19 protein-coding genes are annotated in these 24900 nt (G+C 70.3%); 7 read left to right on the forward strand and 12 right to left on the reverse strand.

Annotated elements, in window-relative coordinates; all coding sequences use genetic code 11:
• Positions 1–7: 7 nt before the first annotated feature.
• Both ACN20X_RS27360 and ACN20X_RS27365 read right to left on the reverse strand, forming a co-directional pair.
• Positions 8–961 carry a DUF979 domain-containing protein gene (locus ACN20X_RS27360; protein ID WP_016454392.1) on the reverse strand — a complete coding sequence of 318 codons (954 nt, stop codon included), beginning with the start codon at positions 959–961 and terminating at the stop codon, positions 8–10.
• Between the two features lies 1 nt (position 962).
• A complete protein-coding gene (locus ACN20X_RS27365) occupies positions 963–1712 on the reverse strand; it encodes a DUF969 domain-containing protein (RefSeq protein WP_016448769.1) in 750 nt (249 codons plus the stop codon).
• A gap of 406 nt (positions 1713–2118) precedes the next feature.
• Between ACN20X_RS27365 and ACN20X_RS27370 the strand changes: the two genes are divergently transcribed.
• The 4 genes from ACN20X_RS27370 (at position 2119) to ACN20X_RS27385 (ending at position 6155) form a co-directional block, all read left to right on the forward strand.
• A complete protein-coding gene (locus tag ACN20X_RS27370) occupies positions 2119–3285 on the forward strand; it encodes an ABC transporter substrate-binding protein (protein WP_473210078.1) in 1167 nt (388 codons plus the stop codon).
• Positions 3286–3353: 68 nt separating this feature from the next.
• Positions 3354–4355, forward strand: coding sequence for a tripartite tricarboxylate transporter substrate binding protein (locus ACN20X_RS27375; RefSeq protein WP_473210079.1), 1002 nt, complete (start codon positions 3354–3356; stop codon positions 4353–4355).
• The gene (locus ACN20X_RS27380; RefSeq protein WP_016448772.1) at positions 4355–5410 is read left to right on the forward strand and encodes a threonine aldolase family protein; all 1056 of its coding nucleotides are present in this window, start codon (positions 4355–4357) and stop codon (positions 5408–5410) included. The genes ACN20X_RS27375 and ACN20X_RS27380 overlap by 1 nt, the downstream gene beginning before the upstream one ends.
• 70 nt (positions 5411–5480) lie before the next feature.
• Positions 5481–6155 (forward strand): GntR family transcriptional regulator, encoded by a 675-nt coding sequence (locus ACN20X_RS27385; RefSeq protein ID WP_016448773.1) that lies wholly within the window; start codon positions 5481–5483, stop codon positions 6153–6155.
• A gap of 190 nt (positions 6156–6345) precedes the next feature.
• Here ACN20X_RS27385 and ACN20X_RS27390 read toward each other — a convergent pair whose 3' ends face one another.
• The 3 genes from ACN20X_RS27390 to ACN20X_RS27400 form a co-directional block, all read right to left on the reverse strand.
• Positions 6346–6780: a DoxX family protein gene (locus tag ACN20X_RS27390; RefSeq protein WP_061289501.1), complete on the reverse strand. Its 435-nt coding sequence runs from the start codon at positions 6778–6780 to the stop codon at positions 6346–6348.
• A gap of 7 nt (positions 6781–6787) precedes the next feature.
• Positions 6788–7159 carry a DUF4148 domain-containing protein gene (locus ACN20X_RS27395; protein ID WP_279494241.1) on the reverse strand — a complete coding sequence of 124 codons (372 nt, stop codon included), beginning with the start codon at positions 7157–7159 and terminating at the stop codon, positions 6788–6790.
• Positions 7160–7296: 137 nt separating this feature from the next.
• Positions 7297–8949, reverse strand: a complete 1653-nt coding sequence (locus tag ACN20X_RS27400) for an adenylate/guanylate cyclase domain-containing protein (RefSeq protein ID WP_473210080.1) — start codon at positions 8947–8949, stop codon at positions 7297–7299.
• A 116-nt stretch (positions 8950–9065) separates the two neighbouring features.
• On the opposite strand from ACN20X_RS27400, the gene ACN20X_RS27405 reads away from it, so the two are divergent.
• Complete coding sequence (locus tag ACN20X_RS27405; RefSeq protein ID WP_016454398.1) at positions 9066–9773, forward strand: Crp/Fnr family transcriptional regulator; 708 nt, start codon at positions 9066–9068, stop codon at positions 9771–9773.
• Here the strand turns inward: ACN20X_RS27405 and ACN20X_RS27410 are convergent.
• Together ACN20X_RS27410 and ACN20X_RS27415 are read right to left on the reverse strand one after the other, a co-directional pair.
• Positions 9770–11389, reverse strand: coding sequence for an ABC-F family ATP-binding cassette domain-containing protein (locus ACN20X_RS27410; RefSeq protein ID WP_016454399.1), 1620 nt, complete (start codon positions 11387–11389; stop codon positions 9770–9772). The genes ACN20X_RS27405 and ACN20X_RS27410 overlap by 4 nt on opposite strands.
• A gap of 375 nt (positions 11390–11764) precedes the next feature.
• Positions 11765–14905: a multidrug efflux RND transporter permease subunit gene (locus ACN20X_RS27415; protein WP_473210081.1), complete on the reverse strand. Its 3141-nt coding sequence runs from the start codon at positions 14903–14905 to the stop codon at positions 11765–11767.
• A gap of 380 nt (positions 14906–15285) precedes the next feature.
• Between ACN20X_RS27415 and ACN20X_RS27420 the strand changes: the two genes are divergently transcribed.
• A complete protein-coding gene (locus tag ACN20X_RS27420) occupies positions 15286–16020 on the forward strand; it encodes a response regulator (protein ID WP_016448779.1) in 735 nt (244 codons plus the stop codon).
• Positions 16017–17090, forward strand: a complete 1074-nt coding sequence (locus ACN20X_RS27425) for an ATP-binding protein (protein ID WP_016448780.1) — start codon at positions 16017–16019, stop codon at positions 17088–17090. The genes ACN20X_RS27420 and ACN20X_RS27425 overlap by 4 nt, the downstream gene beginning before the upstream one ends.
• Before the next feature lie 18 nt (positions 17091–17108).
• Here the strand turns inward: ACN20X_RS27425 and ACN20X_RS27430 are convergent, their stop codons facing one another.
• The 5 genes from ACN20X_RS27430 to ACN20X_RS27450 form a co-directional block, all read right to left on the reverse strand.
• Positions 17109–17570, reverse strand: coding sequence for a vWA domain-containing protein (locus ACN20X_RS27430; protein WP_084027467.1), 462 nt, complete (start codon positions 17568–17570; stop codon positions 17109–17111).
• A 209-nt stretch (positions 17571–17779) separates the two neighbouring features.
• Positions 17780–18931 carry a magnesium chelatase ATPase subunit I gene (locus ACN20X_RS27435; protein ID WP_473210082.1) on the reverse strand — a complete coding sequence of 384 codons (1152 nt, stop codon included), beginning with the start codon at positions 18929–18931 and terminating at the stop codon, positions 17780–17782.
• Entirely contained in the window at positions 18928–22770 is a 3843-nt protein-coding gene (gene cobN, locus ACN20X_RS27440; RefSeq protein ID WP_473210083.1) for a cobaltochelatase subunit CobN, read from the reverse strand. Before cobN ends, ACN20X_RS27435 begins: the two co-directional genes overlap by 4 nt.
• A gap of 29 nt (positions 22771–22799) precedes the next feature.
• Positions 22800–23849, reverse strand: coding sequence for a cobalamin biosynthesis protein CobW (cobW, locus tag ACN20X_RS27445; RefSeq protein WP_043791804.1), 1050 nt, complete (start codon positions 23847–23849; stop codon positions 22800–22802).
• A 27-nt stretch (positions 23850–23876) separates the two neighbouring features.
• A complete protein-coding gene (locus ACN20X_RS27450; protein WP_473210084.1) occupies positions 23877–24899 on the reverse strand; it encodes an LLM class flavin-dependent oxidoreductase in 1023 nt (340 codons plus the stop codon).
• Between the last annotated feature and the right edge of the window lies 1 nt (position 24900).

Genomic DNA, 24900 nt, shown 5'->3' on the forward strand with positions numbered 1-24900 from the left:
CCGTCCTTTAACGGAACATCAGGAAATACATGAGGAAGACGTTGGCCGTCAGCAGGGCCAGGGCCGTGGGCACCTGGGCGCGGATCACGGCATTCTTGTCGATCTCCAGCAGCGCGGCGGGCACCAGGTTGAAGTTGGCCGCCATGGGCGTCAGCAGGGTGCCGCAGTAGCCCGAGAGCATGCCGATGGCCGCCATCACGGCCGGGTCGCCATGGTAGACGCCCACCAGAATGGGCACGCCCACGCCGCCCGTCATCACCGGGAAGGCCGCGAAGCCATTGCCCATCACCACCGTGAACAGCGCCATGCCGAGCACGTAGACGGCCACGGCCACGAAGCGGATGTCCATGTTGATATAGGTGGTGGTCACATAGGCCACGGCCTTGCCCACGCCGGCGTCCGAGAACACCAGGCCCAGCATGCCCAGCATCTGGGGCAGCACCAGGGCCCAGCCCAGCGCATCGGTCAGGCGGCGCGATTCGCGCATGCCCTGGGCCGGCGTCTCGCGGGTCAGCCAGCAGGCCAGGCCCAGCGCCAGCACGCAGCCCACGCCCAGGCTCACCAGCGTGGTGGCCTTGGGGTCCAGCAGGGGCGTTCCGCCGAAGACCAGGTGCGAGGCGCTCAGCGTGCCCACCATGGTGATCAGCGGAATCGCCAGGGCCGGCACGAACAGCTTGTTGCCCAGGCGCTTGGCGCTGGCCAGGTATTCGGCATCGCTGCGCGGCGCGTGGCGGCCGCTGCCCACGCCACCGAAGCCGGCGATCAGCGCCATGGCCACGGCGATCACGCCCACCACCATGGGGGGCAGCTCATGGCCCACCAGGAACACGGCCGCATACAGCGCCCAGAACAGGCCGCTGGACCAGCGCTTGGGATTGCTGGCATCGCGCAGCGTCATCACGGCCGTGACGGCCAGGACGAAGCCGACCAGGTAGTACAGGTGTTGGATGGTCAGCGTCATTTCAGGCTCCCTTGGCTTGGGTGGCGTTGGCATTGGCCGCGTCGGCTGCGACGCCCGCCTTGTACTGGGCCAGCTCGCGCTCGAGCATGCGGTCCAGGCGACCCAGGCGCCAGGCGTGGATCACGAAGGCGCAGATGGCCGTGGGAATGCCCCACAGCGCGACGTGGATGGGCTCGACCTCGATGCCGGCTTCCTTCAGGAAGGTGGTCATCAGCACGATGGCGCCGAAGGCCACGAAGATGTCCTCGCCGAAGAACAGGCCCACGTTGTCCGTGGCGGCTGAGTAGGCGCGCAGCTTGTCACGCACCTTGGCGGGCAGGATGCCGAAGCGCGACTGGGTCGCGCCTTCGGCCATGGGCGCCAGCAGCGGACGCACCATCTGCGGATGCCCGCCCAGGCTGGTCAGGCCCACGGCGGCCGTCAGCTGGCGCGCCGCCAGGTAGACGATGAGCAGGCGGCCAGCGGTGGCCGACTTGATGGAGCTGATCCAGTTCTGCGCATGCTGGCGCAGGCCATGGCGCTCCAGCAGGCCGATCACGGCCAGCGGCAGCAGGATGATCAGCGGCAGGTTGCGCGTCTTGATGAAGCCCGTGCCGATGGTGGCCAGCACCTTGTCGACGGGAAAGCCCGCCGCCAGTGCCGTGCCGATGGCCGTGACGATCACGACCAGCATGGGATTGAAGCGCAGCACGAAGCCCGCAACGATGATGGCCACCCCGATAAGCGGCCAGAGATTGACGTCAGTCAGCATGTTGATTCCCCCTTCACACCCCCGGTGCGCGACGGCCGTCGAGCCACCCCGCATGCCCAACCCGGTGGCAAGGAGTGCGCTGCCGACCTGGTTTTGTTCAACAAAACTAGTAATTTGTCTTACAGAAACGAATTGTGATTAAGACAATCAACGCATACTGATAGTACAAACCCGCATACACCTGCCTACGCAATGTGCACTGACAGGGTTCTTGCCAAAGTCAGTAAAACTATCGATGATTGAATACCGATAGAAGACATGAATGCAACAATGCCCCTGCGCCGGTATCGCCTGCGGCAAGGCCGCCTCCTACAATGGGCCGCGCTCCCAGCGCGGGGCGCATGCGCGGCAGGCGTCGTGAATGGCCCTTCCTGCTCCCAACCCACCTTGCCCGAGCCCTGAATCCATGCGACGCCGTCAGATTGTTTCCCTGGGTCCCAGCGCTGCGGCCATCGCAGCGGTCCCGGCCCTGGCGCCGGCCTTCGTGCGCAATGCCTTTGCCGACGAGGCCGGCCTGTCCGCCAAAGCCATCACCATCGGCTCCACGGTGTCACTGAGCGGCCCGCTGGCCGCATACGGCACCGACATCAAGCTGGGCACGGAAGCGGCCATGGCGCAGATCAATGCCCGCGGCGGAATTCACGGCCGCACGCTGCAGCTGCAGATCGTGGACGATGGCTATGTGCCCCAGCGCTCGGCCGACAACGTGCGGCAGATGCTGTCCAAGGGCACGGCCTTCGCCCTGCTGTCGTGCAACGGCACGCCCAACAATGCGGCCATCATTCCGCTGATCGAAGAGGCTGGCGTTCCCTACGTGGCGCCGATCACGGGCGCCTCGTCGCTGCGCAAGGGCGCGCGCAACGTCTTCCATGTCCGGGCCAGCTACACCAATGAGGTCCACCGACTGATACAGCGGCTTGCAGGCATGGGCCTCAAGGGCATCGGCATCGTCTACCTGGACAACGCCTACGGCCGGGAAATACTGGAAGACGCCACACGCGCACTGGAAGCCGGGAAGATGGCCCCCTCCGTACAGGCGGCCATTGCCACCGATGGCAAGAACCTGGCCGAAGTGTTGAACAAAGTGCATGCGGCCCGTCCGTCCGCCGTGTTGCTGGCCACGGCCGGCACGGTGTCGGTCGCGCTGGTGCGCGGCCTGCGCAAAAGCGTGCCCGGCGTGCTGCTCACGGGCCTGAGCGTGACCTTGCCCAACGACAGCCTCAAGCCGCTGGGCGACGATGCCCGGGGCCTTGCCATGACCATGGTCGTCCCCGCGCCCCATCAGGCCCGGCTGCAACTGGTGCGCGACTACCAATCGGCCCTGCGCGCCCACGGCCAGCAGGAGTTCTCCATGGGCTCGCTGGAAGCCTATGTGAATGCACGCGTGCTGGCCGAGGGCCTGGAACGCGCCGGCCGCGACCCCACCCAGGCCAGGCTGCGCTCGGCGCTGGCCGGCATGCGCAACTGGGACATGGGCGGCTTTGTGATCGACTACAGCGGCCAGCCGCCGCATGTGGGCTCCAGCTTCATCGACCTGGGCGTGCTGGGCAACGCGGGGCGCTTCATCGGTTGATGCCGGTGGCGGCTTGCGGGCCGGGCCGCGATGGTTTCTTTCTCTCGCCGCACCAAGGAGTTCTCGCCATGCCTGCCGAACGCCACCGCCTTGTGCCCTGCGCTTCCCAACGCGGCGTGCCACGCCGTCTGCTCATCCTGGCCGCCGCTGCCCTGCCCGGCCTTGCGCCGGCGCAGAAATGGCCGGCGCAGCCCGTGCGCATCATCGTTCCCTACACGGCCGGTGGCGGCTCGGACAACATCGCCCGCGCGCTGGGCACGGAACTGTCGCGTGAACTGGGCCAGCCCGTGGTCGTGGACAACAGGCCCGGGGCCTCGGCCATGCTGGGCGCAGAAATGGTGGCGCGGGCCGCGCCTGACGGCTACACGCTGCTGATGGCCGACATGCCGCACACCATCACGCCCAGCCTGTACAAGACGCCCTACGACGCGCTCAAGGACTTCACGCCCGTGGCCCTGATCGGATCATCGCCGCTGGTGCTGGCCGTCAACCCGAATTTCAAGGCGCAGAGCGTGAAGCAATTCGTGGCCCTGGCCAAGGCGCAGCCGGGCCGGCTCAACCTTGCATCGGGCGGCACGGGCACGGCCACGCATCTGGCGGGTGAGCTGTTCAAGCAGCAGACCGGCACCTTCATCACCCACATCCCCTACAAGGGCTCTGGGCAGGCCATTGCCGATGTGGTTGCCGGGCATACCGAGAGCATGTTCGCCTCGGCACCCACCGTGATCCCGCATATCCGAAGCGGTGCGCTGCGCGCCCTGGCCACCACCAGCGCCCAACGCTCGCCGGCCCTCCCCCAGGTTCCCACGCTGGGCGAAAGCGGCGTGCGCGGCCTGACCGTGCTGCACTGGTTCGGCCTGCTGGGGCCTGCCGGTTTGCCCTCCGGCATCCAGACCACGCTGCACGATGCCGTGGCCCGCGCCATGGCCACGCCCGCGCTGCAGGCCAAGCTGCAGTCCCTGGGGCTGGAGCTGACGCCCCGCACTGCGGCAGAGTTCGGCGCCCAGATAGAGACCGACGCGGCGCGTTGGGCGCGCGTCGTCAAGGAACGCAACATCAAGGCCGACTGATGTCCAGCCTGCACCCTCTTCCCGACGCCATCGACCTGCGCAGCGATACCGTCACGCGCCCCACGCCGCAGATGCTCGAAGCCATGGCCCGCGCCCCGCTGGGCGATGACGGCCTGGACGGCGACCCGACCGTGCGCGCGCTCGAGGAGACCGCAGCCCAGCGCTTCGGCAAGGCTGCGGGCCTGTTCGTGGTCAGCGGCACCATGGGCAATCTGGTGGCCGTGCTCGCCCATGGCCGCATGCCCGGCGAGGTGCTGGCCGAGGCCGGCAGCCATCTGCTGAACGCCGAGCGCGCCGCCGCGGGCCTGACCGGCATGCACTACCACAGCCTGGCCGGCGACGGCGGCCTGATCGCCCTGCCCGCGCTGGAGGCGGCGCTGGACACCGCCATCTCCGCACGCTGCCCCAGCGCGGTGGTGGCCGTGGAGAACACGCACAATGCGCGGGGCGGCACCGTCGCCGGGCCCCAGGCGCTGGCCGCCGTGCATGCGCTGGCCTGCCGCCATGGCGTGCCCGTGCACACCGATGGCGCGCGCCTGTTCAATGCCGCCGTGGCCCTGGGCCTGTCCTGCCGCGAGATGGCTGCGCACACGGACTCGGTCACCGTCTGCCTGTCCAAGGGGCTGTCCGCGCCCGTGGGCTCGGTGCTCATGGGGCCGGCCGACTTCATCGCGCGGGCGCGCACCATACGGCGCATGCTCGGCGGCACCCTGCGCCAGGCCGGCGTGATTGCGGCGGCAGGGCTGGTGGCACTGGAGCACATGGTCGAGCGCCTGGCCGACGACCATGCGCGCGCCTGCCGCCTGCACCAGGGCCTGCGCGCCATCGACCCGGCTTGGTGCGCGGCCGAACTGCCGCAGACCAACATCGTCCAGGTTCGCGTTGACACCAGCGCGGCCGAAGCGCGCCTGTGGCAAGCACGCCTGGCCCAGGCCGGCGTGCTGGTGCGCACGGGCAGCGCCGGCCTGCTGCGCCTGGTCACGCACCGCCATATCGACGATGCCGCCGTGGACAGCACGCTGCAGGCCTTCGCCCGGCTGCAACACCCCACCTGAGCACTGCACGAAACCGGCGACCGGCCCGGCGCTGGCTACACTGCGCTCTGGCCCTTGCATCCCGACCACCATGACCCGCAGCACCGACATCCTCAACCTGACCGACCGCGTGACCGAGCAGCTGCGCAGCAAGCTCATCGATGGTGCCTGGGAGCCCGGGCAGAAGCTGTCGGAAGCCTCGCTCAGCGAAAGCCTGCAGATCTCGCGCAACACGCTGCGCGAGGCCTTCCGGCTGCTGACCAAGGAGGGGCTGCTGGTGCACGAGCCCAACAAGGGCGTGTCGGTGGCGGCGCCCAGCATCGCCTCCATCATCGACATCTACCGCGTGCGCCGCATGGTGGAGTGCCAGGCCCTGGCCCAGGCCTATCCCATGCACCCGGCGCGCAGCCTGATGCGCGAAGCCGTGGAAGCGGCACAGCGCCACCGCGAGGCCCAGGACTGGTCCGGCGTGGGCACGGCCAACATGAGTTTCCACAAGGCCGTGGTGCAGCTGGCCGACAGCGAGCGCCTGGACACCATGTTCGAGCATCTGCTGGCCGAGCTGCGCCTGGCCTTCGGCCTGCTGCGCGACCCGCACTTCCTGCATGCGCCCTATGTGGACATGAATGCGCGCATCCTGCAGCAGTTCGAGGACGGCAAGCCGGCCGAGGCCGCTGCCGCGCTCAATGAATACCTGGTGCATTCGGAGCGGCTGATCCTGGCCGCCTATGCCCGACGCCTGGCTGAGAAGGGCATCAAGGTGTGAAACAAAGACACCCCCTGAGCGGCTGACGCCGCTTCCCCCTCTCTACTCGCTTCGCGAGGGAGGGGGACGACACCCTCGGGGCGGGGCGGCGCGGCCGGCGTAGGCCCTTCCTCGGTGTCCCTGGCTTTTCGGGCGCGCCGGTTTCATGGGCTATGGGTAACGCACAGCGCCAGGAATCACTGGCTCGTGCTCAACGCGAGGCCTTGCGCCGCGCGTCCAGGCTCCAGCGCGCCACGGGCGCCAGCATCAGTTGCACGAATCCCCCGGCGATCGCCAGGTTCTTCAGGAACTGCACCAGCTGGCCCTTGTCGCCGAACTGGTTGTGGAACATCAGCGCCGACATGACGCTGAACACGGCCATCACGGCCGCGGCCTCGCGGGTGCGCCAGCCCAGCAGCAGGGCCGTGGCCACGCCCAGCTCCACCACCAGCGCCATGGCATACGACAGCATGGGCAGCGGCAGGCCCGCCTTGGCGATATAGGCCATGGTGCCCTCCGGCCCCATCAGCTTGCCGATGCCGCTGTAGATGAACAGCAGGCTCAGCAGCACCCGGGCCAGCAGCGGCGCGAAGTCGGCCCAGGGCGATGCGGCGGCATGGGCAGTGGAATGCGTGGCGGCGCGCATCGTCGGCTCAACCCGGGACACGACCGGAACCCTGGCCTTCGGCCGCTTTCACCGAGCCGCCCAGGCGCTGCACTTCGGCCAGGTACTCGGGGCCGCTGCGCAGGCGCTGGTACTGGGCCAGGCGCTGCTGGTAGTCGGCATCCCAGTGGTTCACGTCGGACTCGCGGTAGACGTTGAGGCCGGCGCGGTTCCACAGGGCCAGGTCGGCCTGCACTTCGGCGCGCGACAGCGCGGGGCCGGAGCTGACGGGCTCGGCGCCGAACCAGGTTTCTGCAGATACCGTGGCAGCCGGTGCGGCCGAGGCCATGCCCGGCCACAACGCGGAGGAAAGTGCGGCAGAAAGGGCGGTGATGGCGAAGAGGGTCTTTGCGTGCTTCATGGCGAATCCTTTGTCAAATCCTGCAGCGCGTGATTGCGTTCTGCATGGCTGCAGTCTCGTCTTCGCCCGCCTGCGCGTCAGTGCCTAAACGCACAGCTTTGCGCAAACTCTCCAGCTCCCACGCTCACCATCCACGCTCAGGGCCACTGCAGGCCGGGCCGCGCCACATGCAGGGCCTGCAAGGGCTCGGAGCGCCCGCGCACCTGCACCTGCCGGGCTTCGCCCAGGCCATCGGCCACGCCCGCGCGGCGCGCCACCTCCAGCGACAGCACCAGCCGCGCCTGGGCGCTCTTGGTGTACTCCTGCAGGCGGCTGGCCGTGTTGACCACCTCGCCCACGGCCGTGAAGGTGGTGGTGTGCTCGAAGCCCACGCGCCCCACGGCGGCGCGCCCCGCGTGCAGCCCCATGCCGAAATCCACCGGCTGGCCGAACTGCGCCTCGAAGCTCGCGCTCCACTCCTGCATGCGCCGGTCGATGAGGGCACTGGCCTGCACGGCCTGGCGGCAGGCCGTATCCAGGTCGGTGTCCAGGCCGAAGATGGCCATCACGCTGTCGCCGATGAACTGGTTGGCCATGCCGCCGCTGTCGTGCACGGCCTGGCCCACGCGCTCGAAATACTGGTCCAGCACCCAGGACAGGTCCACGGGCCATTGCCGCTCGGCCAGGCCGGACCAACGGCGAAGGTCCACGAACAGGATGGCCACCTCGCGCACTTCGCGGACCTCGCGCTCCTGGCCCGCGCGCCCGGCCTGGGCGGCTGCCGGCGAGCGGAACAGCGGCGCCACCTGCACATCGCCCGTGGGCCGCAGCTGGCAGGCCAGCCGCACGTCCTGCGGCGCGCCCACGCGCTCCAGCGTGAGGCGCTCGTCCCGCCCCGGCGCAGGCAGGTGGGCCGCCGGGCCGGACACGCGCACGCGGCAGGTGGAGCAGCGCGCCCTGCCGCCGCACAGCGACAAATGGGCAATGCCATGCTCGCGGCTGGCTTCGAGCACGCTCATGCCCTGGGGCACCTGCACCGTGCGGCCCGGATAGTGCAGCAGCACCTGGCGGGCGCCGCGCAGGCGCATGCGCCGCCACAGCCAGGGGCCGGCCAGCAAGGCAGCCAGGCCGGCCAGCCAGCCCTGGCGCAGCCCCGATGTCAGATCGCGCAGCAGCTGCACCGCCTGCGGCGAAGGCCCGGCCGGCGCGGGCACACCGGCCGCCGCGATCTCGCGCGCCATGGAGACGATGCCCAGCGCCGCCAGCACGGGCAGCAGCACGGCGGCCGTGAGCAGCAGCGGCTGCCAGCGCCGCCACCAGCCGCGTGCACGCAGGGCCATGTGCATGCCCATGCAGCCATGGGTCCAGGCGGCCGCCATCAGCAGCAGCTGGATGGCCATGCTGGACGGATTCCAGGAAGAACGCACGATGCGCGCATACGAGGGGTCCACGCCCCAGGCCTCCTGCGCCAGCCGCGTGGCCGGCACGTGCAGGGCCAGCAGCAGCGGCAGGCCCAGGCCCAGCAGCAGCCGCACGGCCTCCAGCGCCGGCATGCGCAGGCTGCGCCGCCGCGCCAGCGCCTGCAGCGCCAGCGCCATGTGCGCGGCCAGCGCGCCGTAGAGCAGCAGGCTGCCGGGCAGGGATCGCCACACGCCGTGGACCACCTCGCGCACGGCCTCGGCCGTGGCCAGCGAGACCAGGCCCAGGGCATGGTTGGACAGGTGCAGCGCCGCATAGGTCCACAGCACCAGGCCGGTGGACCAGTGGAGACTGCGCAGGGACGGCAGGGACGGAGGAAGGACACGGGCCATGGAAACGGATGATGCGCCCGACGGCAGGACAAGACAGGAACAATGGCGGCTTGAAGGAACTTGGGACAGCGCAGCCCGATCCAGAATCTTTGTACATTCCGCCCGCTATTGGTTCCATGGCCCACCCTACCCCGCCTTCCAGCTTCGCCCTGCGCGGCATCACCCTGTTCGAGGGCCTGGGCACCGCCAGCCTGGACCGCATCGCGGCCGACTGCGAATGGCGCCCGCTGCAGGCCCGCCAGCCCGTGTTCAGCCGCTGCTCCACGGGCAGCGACGTGTTCTTCCTGGTCAGCGGGCGCGTGCGCATCATCACCTATTCGCCGGGCGGGCGCGAGGTCAGCTTCCGCGACTACGGGCCCGGCGAGCACTTCGGCGACCTGGCGGCCATTGACGGCCAGGCCCGCTCCACCGATGTGGTCACCCTGGAATCCTCGCTGCTGGCCAGCCTCTCGCGCCAGGACTTCCTGGCCCTGCTGGCGCGCGAGCCCGCTGTTGCCCTGCGCATGATGGAAGGCCTGGCCGGCCTGGTGCGGCGGCTGACCGACCGCGTCATGGAGCTGAGCACCCTGGGCGTGCCCACGCGCCTGCACAGGGAGCTGCTGCGCCTGGCCCGGGAGGCGGGCGTCTCGCCCGAGCACACGGCCCTCATCAGCCCCGTGCCTTCGCACTCGGTGCTGGCCAGCAAGATCAGCACCAACCGCGAGCAGGTCACGCGCGAGCTGGGCGCCCTCACCCGGCGCGGCCTGCTGCGCAAGGAGGGGCGCCAGGCGCTGCTGGTGACCGACGTGAACGCACTGCAGGCGCTGATAGCGCAGGAAAGCTAGGCGGGCTCCATTCGCCAGCCCTGCGGCGACCACACCAGGCGGTCGGTCAGCCCGATGGCCTGCAGAAAATCCTCGTCATGCGAGACCACGACCAGCGTGCCGGCATAGCCGCGCAGCATGCCCTCCAGCGCCTGCAGGGAAGGCAGGTCCAGGTGGTTGCAGGGCTCGTCCAGCAGGAGCAGGGGCGCGGGCGGCTCGGCATGCAGCGCGCAGGCCAGGGCAGCCTTGAGCTGCTCGCCGCCGCTGAGCCGGCCCGCGGGCTGCTCCACCTGCCGGGCCGCCAGCCCGAGCCAGGCCAGGCGCGTGCGCAGCACATCCACGGGAGTGCCGGGGCAGGCGTCCTGCAACTGCTCCATCACCGTGCGCCCGGGCTGCAACAGGGACAGGCGCTGGTCCAGGTAGGCACAGGCCTGCATGCGGCGCACCTCGCCCGCCTGGGGCGCAAGGCGGCCTGACAGCACATCGAGCAGGCGCGTCTTGCCGCAGCCGTTGGGACCGGCCACGGCCAGGCGCTGGCCGCCGTACAGAGACAGGTTCAGGCGCGGCCCCGGGGAAAACGGCAGCAGCACATCGTCCAGCAGCGCCACCACGTCGCAGGCAGCGCCTACCGGTGGCGGCGCCTGCATGCGGATGCCGGCCTGCAGGTCGATCTGGCGCGCCGCCTCGCGCACGCGCTGGTCCAGCGCCTCGCGCGTGTCTGCATGCTGGCGGCGCAGGCGGCCGGCCGACGCCTGGCTGCGCTCCTTTTGCCGGTCCAGCAGAATGCGCGCCTGGTTGGCCTCCTGGCCCTGGCGGCGGCCGCGCGCCTCGCGGCGCTGCTGGCGCTCCTGCTGCTCGCGCAGCTGCTGCGTTTCGCGGCGCCGCTCCAGCTTGCGCTGCTCCAGCAGTTGCACCGCCGAGGCCATCTCGCGTGCCTTGGCTTCGGCATAGAAGGCGTAGCCGCCGCCGTAGCTGCGAAGCCCCTGCGGCGACAGCTCCACGATGCGTTCCATGCCCTGCAGCAGACTGCGGTCATGGCTGACCACGACCAGGCCACCGGGCCAGCGCTGCAGCTGCGCGGCCAGGGCCTGGCGGCTTTCGCGGTCCAGGTGGTTGCTGGGCTCGTCCAGCACCAGGTGGTCGGCGCCCGACAGCAGCGCGCCCGCCAGGGCCGTGCGCATGGCCTCGCCGCCGCTGAGGGCGTGGCCCGGCGTATCGGCACGCAGATGGCCCAGGCCCGCCAGCTCCAGCTGGGCCTGCAGGCGCTGGCGCAGGTCCCAGCGGTCGGCCAGCAGCTCGAAGTCGCGGGGCTCGCAACTGCCGCCCTCGATGCGCGCCAGCGCCTCCAGCGCGGGCTGCAGCCCGGCCAGCGCCGCCACCGAAGGCTGGTCGTGCCAGTCCGTGCGCTGGGCCAGGTACAGCACCTGCCCCAAGCGCAGGCAGCGGCCCTGCGAGGGCGCATCCAGCCCGGCCAGGATGCGCGCCAGCCGCGACTTGCCCACGCCGTTGCGCCCCACCAGGCCGGTGCGGCGGTGGTCCAGGGTTTCGGAAAGATCGGAGAAAAGGGGGCTGCCATCGGGCAGCACGCAGGAAACGCCGTCGAGCGTGATCGTGGTATTCGTCATATCGCGGTTCATGGATGCCAACGCAGTTCCTTGCCGCTTTGCATGCATTGCGCGTGCGGTGGGCAGGGTCGGGAAAAGCGGGCCGCTGGGACAGCGGCAGCATCAATGGCGCATGAGACGAATACCTCCTGCAATGGCGAACGAAGCCGCCATTATAGAAATCATGGGACGGACGTGCTGGCCGTGCCGGAGGGGGCGCCATCGGCGCCGTCGGGGCCAAGGGGGCCGGCATGCGCACCTGCGTTTGCACGCGGCGGCTCGGGTCCGGTGGGCCCGGCCTGCCGCGCGGGGGCTGCAGGCGCCGATGGCGCGCAAGGGTTCAAAGACTGTGCCGGCGGGCGGCCCTGAAAGCACAGGGCGTTGAGCGCGATCCAGAGGGGCATGTGTTTATGTTCCGGGGTCCGCAGCGGGCGGCGGCCGGCGCGCGCTGCCGCGCGGCCCGGCGATGCGCCGCTGCCATTCAAGGACGAAGACGAAGAAGACGGGCACGAAGAACACGGCCAGCACCGTGCCGCTGACCATGCCGCCGAACACGCCCGTGCCGATGGCGTGCTGGGTCTCGGCGCTGGCGCCCGAGGCCAGCATCAGCGGCACCACGCCCAGCGCAAAGGCCAGCGAGGTCATGAGGATGGGCCGCAGCCGAAGGCGCGCGGCCTTGATGGCGGCCTCGCGCAGGTCCTGGCCTTCCTCGCGCAGTTGCTTGGCGAACTCCACGATCAGGATGGCGTTCTTGGCCGACAGGCCGATGATGGTGATCAGGCCCACCTTGAAGAACACATCGTTGGGCATGCCGCGCAGCAGCACGGCCGCCACCGCGCCCAGCAGGCCCAGGGGCACGACCAGCATCACCGACAGCGGGATGGACCAGCTCTCGTACAGCGCGGCCAGCACCAGGAAGACCACCAGCATGGACAGGGCCATGAGCAGGGGCGCCTGCGCGGCCGACTGGCGCTCCTGCAGCGACTGGCCGGTCCAGGCCACGGCAAAGCCGGGCGGCAGCTGGGCCGCCAGCCGCTCCATCTCGGCCATGGCCGCGCCGCTGGACGTGCCGGGCGCAGGCGTGCCCGAGATGCGCGACGCCAGGAAGCCCTGGTAGCGCACCAGCTGCAGCGGCGTCTCGGACCACACGGGCGTGGCGAACTCGGCCAGCGGCACCATGCCGCCCGCAGTGTTGCGCACGTTCAGCCGGAGCACATCATCGATCTGCATGCGCGCGGGCGCGTCGGCCTGCACGATGACCTGCTGCATGCGCCCGGCGTTGGGGAAGTCGTTGACGTACAGCGAGCCCATGGCCGTGGACAGCGTCTCGCTGATGGCGGCAAAGCCCACGCCCAGGGCCTGGGCCTTCTGGCGGTCGATCTCCAGCCGCACGCTGGTGCCCGAAGGCAGGCTGTCCTGGTAGGCCGAGCCCAGCACGCTGCTGCTGCCGGCCAGCGCCAGCAACTGGTCGGTGGCCGACTTGAGCGCGGCATGGCCCTGGCCCGTGCGGTCCTGCAGGTACATGGTGAAGCCCGAGGAAGTGCCCAGCTCATCGATGGCCGGGGGCTGCAGCACCATGATGGCGCCCTCGGGCGCGTGTTCCATGGCCTTTTGCGCGAGCGAGACTTCCTCGCCGGCCGTGGCGCCGTTGCGCTGGTCCCAGTCCTTGAGCGTGGTGAAGGCCATGGCCGCGTTCGGGCCCGAGCCCGCGAAGCTGAAGCCCAGCACCGAGATGCTGGAGGCGATGCCGGGGCGCTGCGCCACATGCTCCTCATAGCGCTTGACCACGTCCAGCGTGCGCTCGGCCGTGGCATCGGCCGGCAGCTGGATGGAGGTCATGAAGTAGCCCTGGTCTTCCTCGGGCAGGAAGGCCGAGGGCAGCTGGCGCAGCGCAAACACCAGGATGGCCACGATGGCCGCGAACAGCAGCATCATGCGGCCCGTGCGCCGGACCAGGCCCGTGACATGGGCCTCGTAGCGGTTCGTCAGCCGCTCGAAGCCGCGGTTGAACCAGCCGAAGAAGCCTTTCTTCTCATGGTGGCCTGCCGCCACCGGCTTGAGCAAGGTGGCGCACAGCGCCGGCGTCAGGCTCAGGGCCAGGAAGGCCGAGAACAGGATGGACACGGCCATGGACAGCGTGAACTGCTGGTAGATCACGCCCACCGAGCCGCTGGCGAACGCCATGGGAATGAACACCGCCGTCAGCACCAGGGTGATGCCGATGATGGCGCCCGTGATCTCCTTCATGGCCTTGAGCGTGGCATCGCGCGGCGACAGGCCCTCCTCGGCCATCAGGCGCTCCACGTTCTCGACCACGACGATGGCGTCGTCCACGATGATGCCGATGGCCAGCACCATGCCGAACATGGTCAGCACGTTGATGGAAAAGCCCGCCACCAGCATCACGGCGAAGGTGCCCAGCAGCGCCACGGGCGCCACGATGGCCGGGATCAGCGTGTAGCGCAGGTTCTGCAGGAACAGGTACATCACCAGGAAGACCAGCACCATGGCCTCGACCAGGGTCTGCACCACCTTCTCGATGGAGATCTTGACGAAGGGCGCGGTGTTGAACGAGATGGTGTGCTGCATGCCCTGCGGCAGGATGGAGGCCAGCTCGGCCATGCGCTTTTGCACGGCAGCGGCCGTGCGCACGGCATTGGCACCGGGCGACAGCTGCACGGCGGCACTGGTGGCGGGCTTGCCGTCCTCGCGGTTGGAGAAAGCATAGGACTGCGCGCCCAGCTCCACGCGCGCCACGTCGCCCAGCACCAGGCGGGAGCCGTCGGCATGGGCGCGCAGCACGATAGCCGCGAACTGCGCGGGCGAGGTCAGCTGGCCCTGCACCGTCAGCGGCGTGGTCACGCGCTGGCCCGGCGCGGTCGGCGCATCGCCCACGCGGCCCGGGGCGATCTGCATGTTCTGCTGCTGTATGGCCTGGGTGAGGTCGCCCATGGACAGCCCGTAGGAAATCAGCTTGGCCGGATCGACCCAGACGCGCATGGCCTGCTCGGTACCGAACAGCTGCACGCGGCCCACGCCCTCGATGCGGCGCAGCTCCTCCACGATGTTGCGCGCCATGTAGTCATTGAGTGCCAGCTCGTCGAACTCGCCGCCCGGCGAGATCAGGCCCACCAGCAGCAGAAAGCTCGACGTGGCCGACTCCACCTGCAGCCCGTTCTGGCGCACGGCCTGCGGCAGGCGCGGCTCCACGGCCTTGATGCGGTTTTGCACATCCACCTGGGCCAGCTCCGGGTTGGTGCCGGGCTTGAAGGTGGCCTTGATCTCGGCCGAGCCCGAGGTGTCCACCGAGGACTCGAAGTACAGCAGGTGGCGGACGCTGGACAGCTCGCGCTCGATCAGCGAGACCACGGAGTCATTGAGCGTCTTGGGCGTGGCGCCCGGATAGGTGGCATACAGGCTCACCGTGGGCGGCGCCACCGTGGGATAGCGCGATATCGGCAATTGCGGGATGGCGAGCACGCCCAGCAGCACGATGAACAGCGCGATGACCCAGGCAAAGACGGGCCGGTGAATGAAGAACTGTGGCATGGACGCGAGGTCTGGTTTTCAATGCGCGCCAGGGCGCGCTGCGGAAAAAATACGGCGCCTGGCGCCGAATCATCTGAGGGGCCATCCGGATGCAAATCCAGATTGCCAGGAGGCATGGGGATGAAGGAAACTCCTGCCGGTGCGGCTTCGGCCTGCGGCGTGTTGCCGCAAGGGCCATTCACTCAGGGAGCCGCTGCAAAAGCTGACCGCTCCACCCGCTCATACGGCACTGCCGCTGTGACTTCATATTCATCGCTTTGTTTCGCATGCCGGCCAATGGCGGCGGCACAGGGAAACAGCTTGCGTTCTTTCGATGGCATTTCGGCCCGGGAAATGTGGAAGAACGATGGAGATGAACACAGCCGCCGCCGCGACCCAAAATGGCTTCTATCATTGCCCAGCCCTTGCCTTTCCAGCCATCGACATCGCTCATCCTCGTTGCCGAGGACGAGCCCGAGATCGCAGACATCCTGTGCGCCTACCTGGCCCGCAGCGACCTGCGCACCGTCCATGCCGCCGATGGCCAGCAGGCCCTTGAACTGCACCACCACTTGAAACCCGATCTCGTTCTTCTCGACGTGCAGATGCCACGCCTCGACGGCTGGCAGGTGCTGTCCGAAATCCGCCGGCGCGGCGACACGCCCGTCATCATGCTCACCGCCCTCAACCAGGACGTGGACAAGCTCATCGGCCTGCGCATTGGCGCGGACGACTACGTGGGCAAGCCCTTCAATGCGGCCGAGGTCGTGGCGCGCGTGCAGGCCGTGCTGCGCCGCTGCGGCCAGGGCCGGCTCCGCGATACCAAGCTGCTGCAGGCCGGCCCCTTTCGCGTGGACCTGGACAGCCGCGAGGTCAGCGTGCAGGTGCAGGGCGCCACGCATGTGCCCGAACTCACCGTGACCGAATTCAACCTGCTGGCCAGCCTGGTGCGTTCGCCCCGGCGCGTGTTCAGCCGCGCCGAGCTGCTGCTCAGTTGCCTGCCCGAAGGCCACACGCTGGAACGCACCGTGGACAGCCACATCAGCAAGCTGCGCAAGAAGCTCGAAGGCCTGGGCTTGCAGGGCATGCCCGACAGCGTGCGCAGCGTGGGCTACCGGCTGGGGATGGATCCATGAGCGCAGTGCCGGGCCTGCGCCGGCAGGTGGTGCTGACCATGTCGGCCGTCACGCTGGCCGTGGTCGTGCTGTGCGTGCTGGGTTCGTACGCCTTCTATGCACTGCTGCTGACCTTTCACCCGGCCAGCGTCTCCGACGGCTGGATGCCCTCCAGCGTGGAGCTGGCCTGGGTGCTGCTGACCCTGGTCATCGCCCTGCTGATCGCCATCTTCGTGGCCACGCGGCTGTCGCGGCGCATCCTGCCCTCGCTGGACTCGGTGGCCATCAGCCTGCGCCAGCTGGCCCAGGGCGACCTCTCGGCGCGCGCGCACACCGACGACAGCGCGCTGCACGAGGCCGCCCAGCTGGTGCACGACTTCAACAGCCTGGCCCAGCGCCTGGAAGGCATGGCGCAGGAGCGCGCCTTCTGGAGCGCGGCCATCGCCCATGAACTGCGCACGCCCGTGACCATCCTCAGCGGACGGCTGCAAGGCCTGTCCGATGGCGTCTTCCTGCCCAGCAAGGACATGCTGGCCAGCCTGATGACCCAGGTCGAGGGGCTGACCCGCCTGATCGACGACCTGCGCCTGCTGGGCCTGCAGGACAACGGCCACCTGCATCTGGAGCTGCGCCAGACCTGCCTGGCCGGCGAGGTGCGATCGGTGACCCTGGCCGTGGGGCCGGCGCTGGAGCAGGCGGGCCTGCAACTGGCGCTGGAGCTGGACGAGCAGCCCGTGGTCTGCGACCCCGTGCGCATACGCCAGGCCCTGCTGGCCCTGCTGGAGAACGCCATGCTGTATGCGCAGCCCGGCCCCCTGCTGGTGGCCGCGCGCGTGCGCCAGGGCCTGTGCACCGTGCGCGTGGAAGACAGCGGCCCCGGCGTGGCGGCGGACCTTGCGCCGCGCATCTTCGACGCCTTCCAGCGCGGCGAAGGCGCCCGCAGCCGCAAAAACGCCGGCGTGGGGGCCAGCAAGGGCAGCGGACTGGGCCTGGCCGTGGTCCAGGCCATTGCCCAGGCCCATGGCGGGCGGGCGCAATGCCTGCCGGGCGAGCGCGGCGGCGCGCTGTTCGAGCTGAGCTGGCCGGCCTGACCTCGTCAGAGCCGCAGATCAGCCTGCGAAATCATCGGCCCGCACATGGCGTGCGTCCCAGGCGGCGGCCAGCGCAGCCGCCCGGCCCAGGCGCACGCGGCCTGATTCGAAGTCCACGATGCCTGCCTCCTGCGCCGCCGCAGGCCGCGCGGGCCGCTCGCGCGTGCGGCCGTCGGTGAGCAGCCACAGCCAGCCCTGGCAGGAGGCCTCTGCGCCGCAATGGCGCTGCAGCAACTGGCCCGCCTGCTCCACGGCCGCCTGCAGCGGCGTGCCGCCGCCCCCGCCGATGGGCGCGATCCAGTCGTCATTCCAGGCCGCAGCCTTGCGCGGCGGCAGGCGCAATTCCACGCGCGTGCCCGCAAAGCAGATCAGCGCCACCTGCTCGCGGCGGCGGTAGGCCTCTTCCATCAGCGACAGCAGCACGCCCTTGGCCCGCGCCAGTGCGCCGCTGGCGGCCATGGAGGCCGAGCAATCGAGCACAAAGCAATGCAGCCGCGTGGCCTGCGGCGGCTCGCGGCGGCGCTGCAGATGTTCGGGCGCCAGCGCCTGGGCGCCGCGCGCGGCCAGCGTGCGCGGCCAGTCCCAGCTGCCGGTAGGCGGCCCGCCTTGCGCCTGGGCCAGCCGGGGCTGGCCGGCCGCCTGCTGGCCCGCCCTCGCATCCCTTGCCTGTGGCGCGGGGCCGCGAGGGCTCAGGCTTTTTTTGCGGCGGGCGCTCCGGGCTTTGCGGCCTCGCGGGCCAGCAACGAAGGCACGGCGACACGCAGCAGGCCCACGGGCTCGGGCGGCATGGCGCCCCAGTCGGACTCGGAGGGTTGGCTGCCGCTTTCGCCGTTGGCCGTGGCCTGGGCAGGCGGCCGGCTTTGTGCCGGCGACTGCGAAGGCGGATTCGATGGCGCCTGCTGTGGGGATGGCTGCTGCGGCTGTGGCTGCTGCGGCTGCGGCGAGCCCGGCTTGCGGCGGTGCACCAGCACCAGCTCGGCCACGGCCTGCACATGGTCGGGCGTGACCTCGGCATCGCCCAGCCAGGCGGCCCAGGCGCGTGCGGCACGCAGCAGCACCAGGTCGGCGCGCAGGCCGTCCACCTGGGCGGCAATGCACAGCGCGCCTGCGGCCTGCAGCACCGCGTCGGACCAGGGCAGCGCGCCGGCCGGCTGCAGGCGCTCGCGTGCCGTGCGCAGCTGCGCGGCCAGCGCGGCCTGGGCGTCTGCATGGCGGGCGCGGAAGGCGGCCGGGTCGGCATCGAACAGCAGCCGCGCGCGCACGATGGCCTGGCGCTGGGCCGCATCCTGCACATTGGCCAGGCGCACGCACAGGCCCAGGCGGTCCAGCAGCTGCGGGCGCAGCTGGCCTTCCTCGGGGTTCATGGTGCCCACCAGCACGAAGCGCGCCGCATGGCGGTGGGAGATGCCGTCGCGCTCGACCACGTTGACGCCGCTGGCGGCGGCATCCAGCAGCACATCGACCAGGGCATCGGGCAGCAGGTTGATCTCGTCCACATAGAGCACGCCGCCATGGGCGCGCGCCAGCAGGCCGGGCGCGAATTTGAGCGCATGGCCGGCCATGGCCTGGCCCAGGTCCAGCGAGCCGGCCAGATGCTCCAACGAGGCGCCCAGCGGCAGCGTGACGAAGGGCGCGGCATCGATGAGCTCGGCCAGCGCGCGCGCGGCCGTGGACTTGGCCGTGCCGCGCGGCCCCTCGATCAGCACGCCGCCCAGTTGCGGGTCGATGGCGGCCAGCAGCAGCGCCTGGCACAGCAGGGGCTGGCCGGCAATGGCGGCAAAGGGAAACAGCGGCGGCAGCGCGGGCGGGGCGCCGCTGCCCAGGTCAGGGGATGCGGTCATGCGCGCAATCCTTCGAGATGGTTTTCATGTTCCAGCAGCAGGTCTTCCAACTGCTGGCGATAGTCGCCGGGCTGCTCCCACAGGCCGCGCTGCATGGCTTCGAGCAGGCGCTCCAGCATGTCGCGCAGGGCCTGCGGATTGTGCTGCACGAGAAAGTCGCGCGTGGCCGCATCCAGCACATAGGCGTCGGCCACCAGGGCGTACTGGTGATCGCCCACCTGCTGCGTGGTGGCGTCGAAGCCGAAGAGATAGTCCACCGTGGCCGCCATCTCGAAGGCGCCCTTGTAGCCATGGCGCTTGGCGCCGTCCATCCACTTGGGATTGGTGACGCGCGAGCGCACCACGCGCGCAATCTCCTCCTTGAGCGAGCGCACGCGCGGCTGGGCCGGGTTGGCGTGGTCGCCGTGGTAGAGCGCGGGCTGGCGGCCCGAGAGGTGGCGCACGGCCGAGGCCATGCCGCCCTGGAACTGGAAGTAGTCGCCCGAGTCGAGGATGTCGTGCTCGCGACTGTCCTGGTTGTGGGCCACCACGTCGAGCTCGCCCAGGCGGCGGCGCAGCGCATCGCCTGCGGGCACGCCCTCGGCGTCCTGGCCGTAGGCATGCTGGCTCCAGCCCAGGTAGGCCTGGGCCAGGTCGGCATCGCCCTGCCAGTCGCCGCTCTGGAACAGTCCGCCCAGGCCCGAGCCGTAGTGGCCGGGCGGCGCGCCGAACACGCGCCAGCCGGCCTGCTGGCGGGCCTGCGCGGCGTCCATGCCCTGCGCCTGCAGTTGCTCGGCCTCGGCCAGGATGCGCGCGCGTATGGGGTTGTCCTCGGCGTCCTCGTCCAGCGCGGCCACGGCCTGCACGGCCGCGTCGAACATCTGCACGGCGCCCGGGAAGGCATCGCGGAAGAAGCCCGAGATGCGCAGCGTCACATCCACGCGCGGCCGGCCCATGCCCACGCGCGGCACCACCTCGAAGTCCACCACGCGCTGGCTGCCGGGCGCCCATTTGGGGCGCACCCCGATCAGCGCAAAGGCCTGGGCGATGTCATCGCCGCCCGTGCGCATGGTGGCCGTGCCCCAGACCGACAGGCCCAGGGTGCGCGGGTACTCGCCATGCTCCTGCAGATAGCGCTCCAGCAGCCTGAGCGTGGCCTGCTGGCCCAGCTCCCAGGCCGCCTGGGTGGGAATGGCGCGCGTGTCCAGCGTGTAGAAATTGCGCCCCGTGGGCAGCACGTCGGGCCGCCCGCGCGAGGGCGATCCGCTGGGCCCGGGCGGCACGAAGCGGCCCTGCAGGCCGCGCAGCAGCTGGCGCAGTTCCTCGCCGCCACAGGCGTCCAGCGCGGGCGCCAGCACGGCATGCACCTGTTGCAGCGCGGCGCGTGTCTGCGGCCAGTCACCACCCGGGGCCTCGCCTTCCAGCAGTTGCTGCGCCAGCAGTTCCAGGCGCTCGCGCGTGTCGCCTTCATGGCGCCATGGCTCGTCGCTCACGGCCTGCAGGGCGGCGGGGCGCGCGCCGGCCCAGGGGCGTGCGGGCTCCATGCGCAGCGGGTCGAACCCGGGGCTGTCCAGCAGGTCGGCGGCCAGCGCCTGTATCAGGCCCTGGCCTTCGTCCGACGGGAAGCGCGCCAGCGCCAGCAGCGTGTCGCGGCGCTGGCGCCCTTGAGGCGATGCGCCGAAGACATGCAGGCCGTCGCGGATCTGGGTTTCCTTGAGCTCGCACAGGTAGGCGTCTATGCGTTCGAGCACGGCATCGTCGTCCTGCGCGGCACCGGGCGCCAGGTCCAGCTCCTGGTCCAGGTGCTGGCGGCGCACGATGTCCAGGATCTGGCGGCGCAGCAGCGCGCCGCGCCGCGCATCGACCAGCAGCGCGTCGTAGTACTCGTCCACCAGGCGCTCCAGGTCCTGCAGCGGGCCGTGGTTTTCGGCGCGCGTCAGCGGCGGCATCAGGTGGTCGATGATCACGGCCTGGCTGCGGCGCTTGGCCTGGGCGCCTTCGCCGGGATCGTTGACGATGAAGGGGTACAGGTGCGGCAGCGGGCCCAGGATGGCATCGGGCCAGCACGCGCCCGACAGCGCCAGGCTCTTGCCCGGCAGCCATTCGAGGTTGCCATGCTTGCCCACGTGGACCATCGCGTCCACGGCAAAGCGGTCGCGCAGCCAGAAGTAGAAGGCCAGGTAGCTATGGGGCGGCACCAGCTCGGCATCGTGGTAGCTCGCATAGTCCTGCGCGCCCAGCCTCAAGCCGCCCAATGCACGCGCCGGCTGTATGCCGACAAAGACATGGCCCAGGCGCAGGCCCGCGATCATGAAGCGGCCCTGGCGCAGCAGCGGGTCGGCCTCGGGCGCGCCCCAGCGCGCCGTGATGGCATCGGCCATGCCGTCCGGCAGCGCGGCCAGGCGCGCCAGGTACTCGTCCAGCGCATAGCTTTGCCAGGCCGGGCGCAGCGGCCACTGGGCCGGGTCGTTGGCAATGCCCTGCTGCAGGGTGTGCATCAGCGCCTCGCCATCGGCGGGCAGCTGCGCGGGGTCGCCCAGCTCATGGCCTTCGGCCGCCAGGTGCTGCAGGATGGCGATCACCGAGGCCGGCGTATCCAGCCCCACGCCGCTGCCGATGCGGCCTTCGCTGCCCGGATAGTTGGCCAGCACCAGGGCCAGGCGCTTGTCGCGCGCGGGCAGGCTGCGCAGGCGGCACCAGCGCCAGGCCAGGTCGGCCACGAAGTCCACGCGGTCGGGCTCGGGCTGGTAGGCCACCACGTCGGCCTGGGTGAAGGCGCAGCGGTGGGACAGGCCCTTGAAGCTGATGGCGCGCGTGATGATGCGGCCATCCATCTCGGGCAGCACCACCTGCATGGCGATGTCGCGCGGGCGCAGGCCCTGGCTGTCGGCCCACCAGTCCTCGCGGTTGCCGCCACTGGCGATCACCTGCAGCACGGGCGCATCGCCGGCCAGGGCCGTGCCCGATTCCAGCGCCGAGAACGCCGTGGTGTTGAGCACCAGCTGCACAGCATGGTCTTCGCAGAGCTGGCGCAGCGTGGCCAGGCACAGCGGGTCCTTGAGCGAGTCCAGCGCCACGGGCAGCGGGTTCATGCCGCGCTGCTGCAGCGACAGGGCCATGGCGTCGAAGGCCGCCGTATTGCCCGCCAGCAGGTGGGAGCGGTAGAACACCAGGGCCACCGTGGGCGCGCCCGGCGTCCAGGCGCGCTGCAGGTCGTCGATGCCGGCCACGTCATGGGCCTGGACCTGGGCCTGGGCCTGGGCCTGGACCTGGGCATGGCTCCTGGCAGCGAACAGCGCCGGGGGAACGTGGACAGCCGCCTGCGGCAGGGTGCGCGGCGGCAGCGGCGCATCGCCCCGGTCCAGCCCGTGGTAGACGGTGGCCTTGAGGAACTCGCGCGCATTGGCCGCGCCGCCCGAGCGCAGGTATTGCCACAGCTGGCGGCAGGCGGCGGCCGGCAGCGTGCTGCGCGCCAGCAGGTGCGGGTCTTCCTGCAGGTCACCCGAGAACATGGCCAGGCGCTGCCCCTTGCGGCGCGCCAGCGAGCCGATCTGCTCGATGCCGTAGGGCCAGGCCGATTCCGAGCCCAGGTGGTCCACGATGACCACGCGCGCATGGCGCAGCACCTCGTCCACATACAGGTCCAGCGAGGCCGGCTGGCGCAGGTACAGCAGATTGGCCAGCCGCACCGAGGGAAAGTCCGCCGACGCCCCGGCCAGCGCGGCCACGGCCGAGGACAGCAGGGCCAGCGTGGTGTCGGCCGAGCTCAGGATGACGATGTCGGCCGGCGTCTGGTCGAGGCGGGTGACGATGCTCTCATCCTCGACAAAGCCGCCGGGGCGCGTGGACAGCAGGTGCATGGAACAGGTTTCAGTACGGAATCGGAAGGTCAGGCGGCCACATTCTCCAGGCCCTTGCGCAGCGCTGCTTCGTCAAGGTCTTGCCCGATGAACACCAGGCGCGTGCCGCGCTGCTCGCCCTCGCGCCAGGCGCGGTCGAAATGGTGGTCGAAGCGGCGGCCCACGCCCTGCAGCAGCCAGCGCATGGGCTTGCCCGGGATCTCGGCAAAGCCCTTGACGCGCAGGATGCTGTGCTGCTCCACCAGCGTCTCCAGCGCGGCCAGCAGGCGGTCGCGGTCCACGGCGGGCAGGTCGATCACGTAGGAGTCGAAGTCGTCGTGGTCATGGTCCTCGTCGTGGTCGTGGTGGCTCACGCGCTGGTCGATGGTGGTCTCGGCAGCCTTGGCCAGGCCCAGCACCACGTCCAGCGGCAGGCGGCCCTGGGACGATTGCACGATCTTGACCTCGGGCGGCAGCTCCTCGCGCACCAGGGCGGTCACGCGCGCCAGGGCATCGGCATCGGCCAGGTCGGTCTTGTTGAGCACCACCAGGTCGGCCGCGCCCAGCTGGTCCTCGAACAGTTCGTGCAGCGGCGACTCGTGGTCCAGGTTGGGGTCGGCGCGGCGCAGCTCGTCCACGGCCTGGGGATTGGCGGCGAACTGGCCGCTGGCGGCCGCTGGCGTGTCCACCACGGTGACCACCGCGTCCACGGTGAACACGTTGGCGATCTCGGGCCACTGGAAGGCCTGGACCAGGGGCTTGGGCAGGGCCAGGCCCGAGGTCTCGATGATCACGGCGTCGATCTGGTCGCGGCGCTCGGCCAGCGCGCGCATCACGGGGAAGAACTCTTCCTGCACCGTGCAGCACATGCAGCCGTTGGCCAGCTCGTACAGCGCGCCTTCGCGCTCGTTGCCGTCGTCGTCGCAGCCGATGCCGCAGCCCTTGAGGATCTCGCCGTCGATGCCCAGCTCGCCGAACTCGTTGACGATCACAGCGATTCGCCGGCCGCCCGCGTTGTCCAGGATGTGGCGCAGCAGCGTGGTCTTGCCGCTGCCCAGGAAGCCGGTGACGATGGTGGCGGGAATCTTGGCGGTTTGCATGGAAGGTTCTCCAGAAAAAAGAGGAAGTCAGACGGTGGCGAAAGGCACGGCGCTGCGCAATGAAGGAAGAACCTCCTGCGCAAACAGCTCCATGCCGGCGAGGGCCTGGGCATCGCTCCACAGGCCGTTGGCGTTGAAGACGCAGCGCAGCTGGCCCATGCCCGTGCGCTCGCGCAAGGCGGTGATCTGCGCATGGCACTGTTCTGGCGTGCCATGGATGAATTGTTCGGCCAGCACGCGCGGCACATCGATGGGCAGCACCTGATCGGCCGGCACGCCGCGCTTGCCCGCAAAGTACACGCGCCGCTGGTACAGCTGCGGCCACAGCGTGGCCAGCTGGGCCTGCACGGCGGCCTCATCGGCACCGATGCAGACATAGCGCGCCAGCGATGAGCGCGCGCGCAGCGCGGCGGCATCGCGCCCGCGCTCCCGGGCAGCGGCCTCCAGGCGTTCCAGCTGCATGCCTTCGGGCGGCTCCAGGCTCAGCAGCAGGGGCAGATTCTGATCGACGGCAAAGCCCAGGGTCTCAGCCGTGGAGCCGGCCACATACAAGGGAGGGTGCGGGCGCTGCACGGTCGAAGGCAGGGCGGGCCGGTCCTCGAAGCGCCACGGCCCCTGCCCCGCCACGATGGGCCTGCCCGACAGCGCCTCCACCAGGATGCAGCAGGACTGCTCGAAGCGCTCGCGCGTGCTGTCCGCATCGATCTGCAGGGCGCGCAGCGCGGCCGGCTCCGTGCCCCGGCCCACGCCCACGTCGATGCGGCCGGCGCTTTGCAGGTCCAGCTGGGCAATCTCCTCGGCCAGCATCAGCGGATGGTGCAGCGGCAGCACCAGCACCGAGGTGCCCACGCGCAGCCACTCGGTGCGCGCCAGCACGGCGGCGGCCAGCAGCAGGGGCGAGGGATAGGGCCAGGCGGTATCGGGCACGCGGAATTCGTTGAACCACACGCCCTGGAAACCCAGGCGCTCGGCGCGCTCGAACAGCGCCAGGAATTCACGGTGGTCGCCGCGCGTGGCGTCGCGCGCCCAGCCGGCCAGATCGATGCGCATG

Source organism: Delftia sp. PX-1 (assembly GCF_055797465.1).